At 68.5% G+C, this 8,460-nt stretch carries 11 protein-coding genes; 9 read left to right on the top strand and 2 right to left on the bottom strand.

Features of this window, described 5'->3' with window-relative positions; translation table 11 throughout:
• Positions 1–31 precede the first annotated feature (31 nt).
• The 6 genes from FG154_RS16155 to FG154_RS16180 all read left to right on the top strand — a co-directional run bounded on the left by FG154_RS16155 (position 32) and on the right by FG154_RS16180 (position 4,487).
• Positions 32–763, top strand: a complete 732-nt coding sequence (locus FG154_RS16155; protein WP_145110118.1) for an RNA methyltransferase — start codon at positions 32–34, stop codon at positions 761–763.
• A 73-nt stretch (positions 764–836) separates the two neighbouring features.
• Complete coding sequence (locus FG154_RS16160) at positions 837–1,151, top strand: EthD family reductase (protein WP_145110121.1); 315 nt, start codon at positions 837–839, stop codon at positions 1,149–1,151.
• An 84-nt stretch (positions 1,152–1,235) separates the two neighbouring features.
• A complete protein-coding gene (ctaA, locus tag FG154_RS16165; protein ID WP_145110124.1) occupies positions 1,236–2,411 on the top strand; it encodes a heme A synthase in 1,176 nt (391 codons plus the stop codon).
• Positions 2,408–3,889: a carboxypeptidase M32 gene (locus FG154_RS16170; RefSeq protein WP_145110127.1), complete on the top strand. Its 1,482-nt coding sequence runs from the start codon at positions 2,408–2,410 to the stop codon at positions 3,887–3,889. The genes ctaA and FG154_RS16170 overlap by 4 nt, the downstream gene beginning before the upstream one ends.
• Before the next feature lie 8 nt (positions 3,890–3,897).
• A complete protein-coding gene (locus FG154_RS16175; RefSeq protein WP_011910701.1) occupies positions 3,898–4,152 on the top strand; it encodes a hypothetical protein in 255 nt (84 codons plus the stop codon).
• A gap of 185 nt (positions 4,153–4,337) precedes the next feature.
• Positions 4,338–4,487 carry a hypothetical protein gene (locus tag FG154_RS16180; protein WP_145110130.1) on the top strand — a complete coding sequence of 50 codons (150 nt, stop codon included), beginning with the start codon at positions 4,338–4,340 and terminating at the stop codon, positions 4,485–4,487.
• Positions 4,488–4,551: 64 nt separating this feature from the next.
• Here the strand turns inward: FG154_RS16180 and FG154_RS16185 are convergent, their stop codons facing one another.
• Complete coding sequence (locus tag FG154_RS16185; RefSeq protein ID WP_145110133.1) at positions 4,552–5,337, bottom strand: enoyl-CoA hydratase; 786 nt, start codon at positions 5,335–5,337, stop codon at positions 4,552–4,554.
• A 56-nt stretch (positions 5,338–5,393) separates the two neighbouring features.
• On the opposite strand from FG154_RS16185, the gene FG154_RS16190 reads away from it, so the two are divergent.
• Positions 5,394–5,819, top strand: a complete 426-nt coding sequence (locus FG154_RS16190) for a PaaI family thioesterase (RefSeq protein WP_145110136.1) — start codon at positions 5,394–5,396, stop codon at positions 5,817–5,819.
• 21 nt (positions 5,820–5,840) lie between these two features.
• Here FG154_RS16190 and FG154_RS16195 read toward each other — a convergent pair whose 3' ends face one another.
• Positions 5,841–6,200: a bactofilin family protein gene (locus FG154_RS16195; protein WP_011910705.1), complete on the bottom strand. Its 360-nt coding sequence runs from the start codon at positions 6,198–6,200 to the stop codon at positions 5,841–5,843.
• Between the two features lie 262 nt (positions 6,201–6,462).
• On the opposite strand from FG154_RS16195, the gene FG154_RS16200 reads away from it, so the two are divergent.
• A complete protein-coding gene (locus FG154_RS16200) occupies positions 6,463–8,115 on the top strand; it encodes an amidohydrolase (protein WP_145110139.1) in 1,653 nt (550 codons plus the stop codon).
• 119 nt (positions 8,116–8,234) lie between these two features.
• Positions 8,235–8,460: hypothetical protein (locus FG154_RS21220; RefSeq protein WP_222120565.1), on the top strand; the 226-nt coding region annotated here is incomplete at its 3' end.

The raw sequence follows: 8,460 nt of genomic DNA on the forward strand, positions 1-8,460 counted from the left end.
CTAGGAAGCGGCCCGGACCCGAGGGAGCGCCATGAGCATCGAACCCGTCTTCATCCTCGTCCGCCCGCAGATGGGCGAGAACATCGGCGCGGCCGCGCGCGCCATGCTGAACTTCGGTCTCGCCCGGCTGCGGATCGTCGATCCGCGCGACGGCTGGCCCAATCCCAAGGCCGTGGCCATGGCATCGGGGGCGGGACGGCTGCTCGATCACGCGGGGCTCTTTCCCTCGGTGGCCGAGGCGATCCGCGACTGCGACTATGTCTTTGCCACGACCGCGCGGGGGCGCGAACTGACCAAGCCCGTGATGACGCCCGAGCGCGCCATGACCCATGCCCGGGCGTTGACGGGCGAGGGGCGGCGCGTGGGCATCCTCTTCGGTCCCGAGCGGACGGGTCTCGAGAACGAGGATGTCGCGCTCGCCAGCGCCATCGTCACCGTGCCGGTGAACCCCGAGTTCTTCTCGCTGAACCTGGCGCAATGCGTGCTGCTTCTGGCCTACGAATGGCGGCGCCAGCACGACGAGACCCCGCCCGAGGTGATCGACATGGCACGGGTCGATTTCGCAAGCGGCCTCGAGATCGAGAAGCTGGGCGATCATTTCGAGGAGAAGCTCGAGGCGGCGGGCTTCTTCTTCCCGCCCGAGAAGGCGCCGGGGATGAAGCTGAACCTGCGCAACATGTGGGCCCGGCTCGCCCTGACGCGCGCCGATGTCCAGACCCTGCACGGGATGCTGCGCCAGATCGCCTGGAAGCTGAAGCAGTAGCGGGATCGACCATTGGATGAAGCCTCCGCCGCCGGAAACATGTCAGAGTGGCACGGCGGAACGGAGGACAGACATGGCCAGACTGATCGTGATGTATCGCACGCCCGAGGATGTGGCGGCGTTCGACAGGCACTATTCGGGGATCCACATCTGGCTTGCGTCGAAGATGCCGGGCCTGCGCAGCTACGAGATCAGCCACGGGCCCGTCATGACGCCCGACGGCGCCTCGTCCTATCATCTTGTGGCGATGCTGCGGTTTGACGAGATCGCCAGCCTGAAGGCGGCGCTTGCCAGCCCGGAGGGGCAGGCGGCGGTCGAGGATGTGGGCCGTTTCGCCACCGGCGGCGTGGACATCTACATGTTCGACGACCGGGTCGCCGGCGGGTAGCTCCGCGTCCTCGCGCCACTCCCCGCGGGCCCTTGAAGCGGGCAGGCGGGGGGCCTAGTCTCCCCCGCGGAACGGGAGAGCCGGATGGCAGTCAAGAAGCGCAGCATCTTCGAGGAAGTGGGGCAGGGGGCGAAGGCGCCGGTGCCGCAAGGCGGCAGCATCGATCGCGGCCACGGCGGCGCGCGGCGCGGCATCCGGCTGTGGCTGATGGCGCTGTTCGTTCTCGTCATGGCGATGATCGTGGTGGGCGGCCTCACGCGGCTGACCGATTCCGGCCTGTCGATCACCGAATGGCGGCCCGTCACCGGCGCCGTGCCGCCGCTGAACGAGGCGGAATGGACGGCCGAGTTCGAGAAGTACCGCCAGAGCCCGCAATACCGGCTGATGAACGCCGGCATGTCGATGGCCGAGTTCCAGCGCATCTACTGGTGGGAATGGGGGCACCGGCAGCTGGGCCGCGTGATCGGCCTCGTCTGGGCCGTGGGCTTCCTCGGCTTCCTGGTTGCCCGCAAGATGCCGCGGGGCTGGTGGCCTCGGCTGCTGGCACTGGGGGTCCTGGGCGGCATCCAGGGCGGCATCGGCTGGTGGATGGTAGCCTCGGGGCTCGAGGGCGACCGGGTCGCGGTCGAGAGCACGCGCCTTGCGGTTCACCTGAGCCTTGCCTTCATCATCCTCGGCATGATCGCCTGGCAGGCGCTCCTCCTCGGGCGGACCGAGGCCGAACTCTTCCAGGCCCGGCGCCAGCGCGAAGGGCGCCTCTACGGCATGACCACGGTGCTGATCGTGGTGGCCTTCCTGCAGGTGGTGCTGGGGGCGCTTGTCGCCGGCATCGACGCGGGCCGCGGCTTTCCGACCTGGCCCGACATGAACGGGACCTTCCTGCCGGCCGACATGCTCTATGTGCCGGGGGTCGAGACCGACTGGCGTAACCCGGCCTGGTGGCTGGGGCTGCTGCAGAACCCCGGGTTCGTCCAGTTCCTGCACCGCATGGCCGGCTATGCGCTGGTGGCGCTGGGGCTGGTCTTCTGGATCTTCGGCCGGCGCTCGAAACACCGGGCGACGCGCGGGGCCTTCGACCTGCTTGCGCTTGCGCTTCTGGCGCAGGTCGCGCTTGGCGTGGGCACCGTGCTGTCGGCCGCCGAATGGCAGGTGGCCATCGCCCATCAGGTCGGCGCGGTGGTGATCTGGGTGCTGATCCTTCATGCGCGCCACCTCGCGCACTATCCCCGCGTGGGCTCGATCCGGAAAGGAACGCTATGAGCGCCGATGTCGCCTTCACCGAGCTGATGGACTATCAGCGCCAGACCGAGGCGCTCGCGCAGGTCATGGGCCGGCTCTCGTGGGACCAGGAGACGGTGATGCCGCGCGGCGCCGCCGAGCAGCGGGCCGAAGAGATGGCCGCGCTGGAGGGGGTGCTGCACGCCCGTCGCACCGATCCGCGCATCTCCGAATGGCTGGAGCTGGCCGAGCCCGAGGATGAGGAGGACGAGGCGCAGCTTCGCCTGATCCGCCGCAGCTATGAGCGGGCGACCAAGGTGCCGGGCCGGCTCGCGCAGGAGATCGCACGCGTGACCTCGGCCGCGCAGGGCATCTGGGCCGAGGCACGGGCCGCGGACGATGTGGCGATGTTCCTGCCGACGCTGACCGAGGTGATCCGCCTCAAGCGCGAGGAGGCGGCGGCGCTGGCGGTGGGCCGCGACCGCTACGATGCGCTGATCGACGATTACGAGCCCTCGGCCACGGCGGCCTCGATCTCGGCGATCTTCGACCGGATGCGCCCGCGCCTTGTCGCGCTGCGCGAGGCGGTGCTGGGCGCCGAATACCAGCCGAAGCCACTCTCGGGCCATTTCGGCCTTGAGGCGCAGGTGCGCATGGCCCGCGATCTCGCCGCGACCTTCGGCTATGACTGGACGCGCGGGCGGATGGACATGGCGGTGCATCCCTTCTCGTCGGGCTCGGGCAGCGACGTGCGCATCACCATGCGGGTGGTCGAGGCCGACCCGTTCAACTGCTTCTACTCCACCATCCACGAGGTCGGCCACGCCGCCTACGAGCTGGGGATCGACCCCGACTACGCGCTCACCCCGATCGGGGCGGGCGTCTCGATGGGCGTCCACGAGAGCCAGAGCCGCATCTACGAGAACCAGCTCGGCCGCTCGCGCGCCTTTACCGGCTGGCTCTTTGGCCGCATGACCGAGCGGTTCGGCGATTTCGGCATTGCCGATGCCGAGGCCTTCTATGCCACCGCCAACCGCGTGCAGTCCGGCTACATCCGCACCGAGGCCGACGAGGTCCATTACAACCTCCACATCATGATGCGCTTCGACCTCGAGCGCGGGCTGATCCGCGGCACGCTCGAGCCCGAGGATCTGGAAGAGGCCTGGAACGCACGCTTCCTCGAGGATTTCGGCGTGGCGGTGGACCGGCCCTCGCACGGAATGCTGCAGGACGTGCACTGGTCGGTCGGCCTCTTCGGCTATTTCCCGACCTATGCGCTGGGGAACGTCTATGCCGGCTGCCTGATGAAGGCGATCCGCGAGGCGGTGCCGGATCTCGACGAGCAGCTTGCGCGCGGCGATACCTCGGGCGCGACCGGCTGGCTGCGCGAGAACCTGCAACGGCACGGCGGGCTTTACACGCCGCATGAGACCGTCACCCGCGCCTGCGGCTTCGAGCCCTCGGAAGAGCCGCTGCTGGACTATCTGGAAGCCAAGTTCCGCGGCATCTACCGACTCTGACGGCGGTCATGGAAGAGGACGGCTTTGCCCGGGCGGTCTGGCGTGCGGCGCGACGCAGCGCCGCCACGCTGGTTGCGAGCCTTTGGCGCGGCCTTTCCAGCGAAGAGGTGGAGGCCCGCATCGCCGCTCGGCCCCCGCGCGATCAGGCGGCAATCGTGGCCGGCGTGCTGGCGGCCCTGTTCCTTACCAGCACGCTGTTCGCGCAGGCGGGCGTGGTGGGGTTCCTGATCTTCCTGCTTCTGGTGGTGGTTCTGGTCCGCTGATGCGATCACGTTCAGTTGATCGCTGCGGGCGGCAGCGACAGACCGCTTCTTCTTCAAAATCTTGCCTGTCGCTTCGTGCGACGCGCCCGGCGTGCGCGGCAAAATCGCGCGGGCAGGGTGATCCGCCGCATCCATGCACCCGTATTTCCGTCACGACAACCCAGACAGGAAAGGGAACTGATATGATGAACTACCTGATCATGGAATATGTTCTGACCTTCGGGACCATCGGTTTCGTCCTCGTGCTCGCCTACATCAACATCCGCCAGACCGAGAAGCAGCTGGAAGACTCCCGCAAGCGCCGTCAGGCTCAGGCGGTCCCGGCCGCCGAGTGATGAAGTCCGGCCGGGCGAGGGATTGCCCGGCCGGTGTCTGCCGTGGACGCGAGGCGTCCGATCCTCAGGCCCAGTCTGGCCTGCGCTTTTCCAGAAAAGCCTTCACCCCTTCCTCGGTGTCCCGCCACATCATGTTGTCGGCCATCACCGCCCCGGTGAATGCGTAGGCGGCCGCCAGCCCCATGCCCGACTGATCGTAGAAGGCGCGCTTGCCGGTCCGCACGGCCGCATCCAGCTTTCCCGCCACCACCTCCGCCAGCTTTCGCACGTCCGCCGAGAGATCCTCGGCCGGGGCGATGCGGTTGATCAGCCCGACATCGCGCGCGCGCTCGGCATCGATGAACTCTCCGGTCGTCAGCATCTCGAAGGCGACCTTGCGCGGCACGACGCGGGTCAGGGCGACCATGGGGGTCGAGCAGAAGAGGCCGATGTTGACCCCGTTGACCCCGAAGCGCGTGCCATGCGCCGCCACCGCCATGTCGCACGAGGCCACCAGCTGGCAGCCCGCCGCGGTGGCGATGCCATGCACCTCGGCGATCACCGGCTGCGGCAGGGCCGGGATGGCCTGCATCACCGCAGCGCAGCGGGCGAAGAGGTCGGAAAAGTAGGCCGCGCCCCGGTCTTCGGACTGCCGTGCCGCCTGCATCTCGCGGAGGTCATGGCCGGCGCAGAAGGCCTTGCCCGCGCCTCGCAGCACGATGACGCGGATGCTCCGGTCCTCGGCCAGCGCGCGAAACTGCTCTTTCAGGGCGGCCAGCATCGCGTCCGATAACGCGTTCAGCGCCTCGGGCCGGTTCAGTGTCAGCGTCGCCACGGCGCCGCTGTCCTCGCGCAGCAGGATCTCGGTCATCTTGTCTCTCCTCCCCTTTGCGGTCAGCCTAGCGGGCCGGAAGCAGGGAGGAAAGCATGGGGCTGAGACTGGAGGCCGCGGAACTGTCCGCGTTCCTGACGCGGGAGTTTCCCGAGGTGGCGGACGATTTCGAGGTGCTCTCGGCCGGGGATGAGCTGGCCATGCGCCTGAAGGTCGGGCCGCAGCACCTGCGGCCGGGGGGCACCGTGTCGGGGCCCTCGATGTTCGCGCTGGCCGATGTGGCCATGTATCTGGCCATCCTGTCGCGGATCGGGCCGGTGAAGCTCGCCGTCACCACGAACATCTCGATGGACTTCATGCGCAAGCCCGAGGCCGGACGCGACCTGATCGGGACGGCGCGGATCCTCAAGCTGGGACGGGCGCTGGCGGTGGGGGATGTGCTGATCCGCTCGGCGGGCTCCGAGGGCGTGGTGGCGCGGGCAGGGCTGACCTATTCGATTCCGCCCGACCGCGCCGCCTGAAGGCGGCGCCGGCCCGAAGGGTCAGTCCTTGGTGATCTTGAAGCGGCCGTCCACGGTCGCGCCGCTCTCGATCACGACGCTGCGGTAGGTCACGTCCGAGGTGAGCTGCGCCGCCGCCCGCACCACCAGCGACGAGCAGGACAGCCGACCGTCGAGCTGCCCGCGCACCTCGACATTTTCCGCGCTGAAGGTGCCGCTGGCGCGGCCTTCGGGCCCGACCATCAGTCCGCGCGCGGTGATCGTGCCCTCGACCTCGCCCATCACCTCGATGCTTCCCGACGAGGTGATGTCGCCGACGATCCTGAGATCCGAGCCCAGCGTGGATTTGGAGGCATTGGAGCCATTGCGCTGCGGCGCAGGCTCGGCCGGTCTGTTCTGCATCGTGATTCCCTCTCTCGCACGGGCCCGCTGGGCCACGGTGCCGGGCGAGCGCCCGCGCGTTTGCCCGATAAAGGGTCAAGCCCGGTCCACGGTCAAGAGCGGCAGGGCCATTTTCCGCCGGTCGTGGACAAAAGCGGAAGCGGCTGTTCAGATGTCCCGGATGCCGGCGGGCCGCAAGAGGGGCCCGTTCTTCCCGCGGCCGGCGCGAGCCTTGCCGCCTGATCTTGCGCCTGCCGATCCAGTTCGTCGCCGGAGCCTTTGCATGACCGACCTGATCCTGACCAATGCCGCCGTCCTGACCATGGATCCCGCCCGGCCCGAGGCCGAGGCTGTCGCGGTTCTCGACGGCCGCATCACGGCGGTGGGCGCACGGTCCGAGATCGAGCCCCTCGCCCATGCCGGAACGGAGATCGTCGATGCGGGCGGGGGGACGGTGCTTCCCGGCTTTGTCGAGAGCCACCTTCATCTTGTGCTGGGGGGAACGGAACTCTCCCACCTCCAGCTGGGGGGCGTGCATGGCGCGGCGGCGCTCGCGTGGGCCGCGCTCGACTTTGCCGGGCGTCACCCCGAGAGGCCCCTCGTGATGGCGCAGGGCGGGGATTACGCGCTTCTCGGCCGTCCGATGACGCGGCACGATCTCGACGAGATCCTGCCGGACCGGCCCTTTGCCATCACCTCGCACGACCACCATACGGTGTGGGCGAACACCGCCGCCCTGCGAGCGGCCGGCATCCTGAACGGCGCCGAGACACCTCGCGGGCATGAGGTGGTGATCGGCCCGGACGGCCTCGCAACCGGCGAGCTGCGGGAGTTCGAGGCCTTCGCGCCCGTGATTGCCCTGGGAGGAGAGGCGCGGGTCAATCTGGGGATCGCGACCGGCGGCGAGCCTTCGCCCTGGCCCTCCGACGCCGAACGGGCCATCGACCGGGCCAGGATTGCCCGCGGTCTCGCCCATTGCGCCTCCCACGGCATCACCGCTATGGTGAACATGGATGGCAACCGCTACACGCTCGAGCTGCTGCGAGAGATGCAGCGCGCGGGCGATCTGACCGCCCGCGTCCGCGCGCCCTTCCACTTCAAGCCGCATATGGACCTGTCCGAGCTGGCCCGCGCCGAGGCCATGACACGCGATTTCGACGACGACTGGCTGGCCTGCAACTTTGTCAAGATGTTCATGGACGGCGTGCTGGACAGTGGCACGGCCTATCGGCTCGACGACTACCCCGCGCAGCCCGGCTGGCGGTCCGAACCGCTGTTCGAGCCCGCCCGCTTTGCCGAGATCGCCACCGCGGTGGACCGGCTCGGGATGCAGATGGCGGTGCATGCCATCGGAGACGGGGCGGTGCGTTCTGTCCTCGACGGCTACGAGGCGGCGCGACGGGCCAACGGGCCCCGCGACAGCCGGCATCGGATCGAACATATCGAACTGATCGCGCGCAATGACATCCCTCGGCTTGCCGCCCTGGGGGTCGTGGGCAGCCTGCAGCCACCGCACCCGCCCGGCGCGATGGACTTTCCGCTTCAGCCGACGCTCGACAGGATCGGCCGGGCGCGCTGGCCGGACGCCTACCTCTGGAGGACGCTCAAGGATGCGGGCGCAGCCCTCGCCTTCGCCTCGGACTGGCCGGTGACGGACGTATCGGTGATGCGGGGCCTGCAGGCCGCCCTGACGCGCCAGCCCTATGAAGGCTGCAAGGATGAGCGGATCGGCCTGTGGCCGAGTCTGCATGCCTACACCGCGGGCGGGGCCTGGGCCACGCACCGCGAGCGTCTGTTCGGCACCCTCAGACGCGGGATGGCCGCCGATTTCGCCATTCTGAACAGCAGGGTGACGGATGTGGCGCCCGAGTCGCTCGGCGCGATGGCCGTCGCCCGCACCATCTGTGGCGGCCGGACGACTCACATGGCGGCATGAGCCACCGAGTCGGCCCTTTCCGCCGCCGGCAACCTGGGCGGAAGCGTGCCGAGAGGGAGAGAAAACACCAATATTTCTTGGGTCCGACATGAAATCGTTGCGGAGCCCAAATTTTCCGCTTGCAGACCCGGGCGACTGCTCCTAAAAACCGCTTCACCGAGACGATGCACGGCGGCGCTGCTGCCGGCAGTCGAGAGAGCGACCGGATCAGCATCTGGAAGCGAACATCGGAAGGCAAGGCGCTGCGTGATCGCTGGTTATCTGGCGAGACCGTTGTTTTTTGTCTTCTGTGCTCTTTGACATTGATGATGATGAAGGGATATGCGGGCGGTTTGGTCGTTTCGA

This window comes from Cereibacter sediminicola (assembly GCF_007668225.1).
GTDB lineage: Bacteria > Pseudomonadota > Alphaproteobacteria > Rhodobacterales > Rhodobacteraceae > Cereibacter_A > Cereibacter_A azotoformans.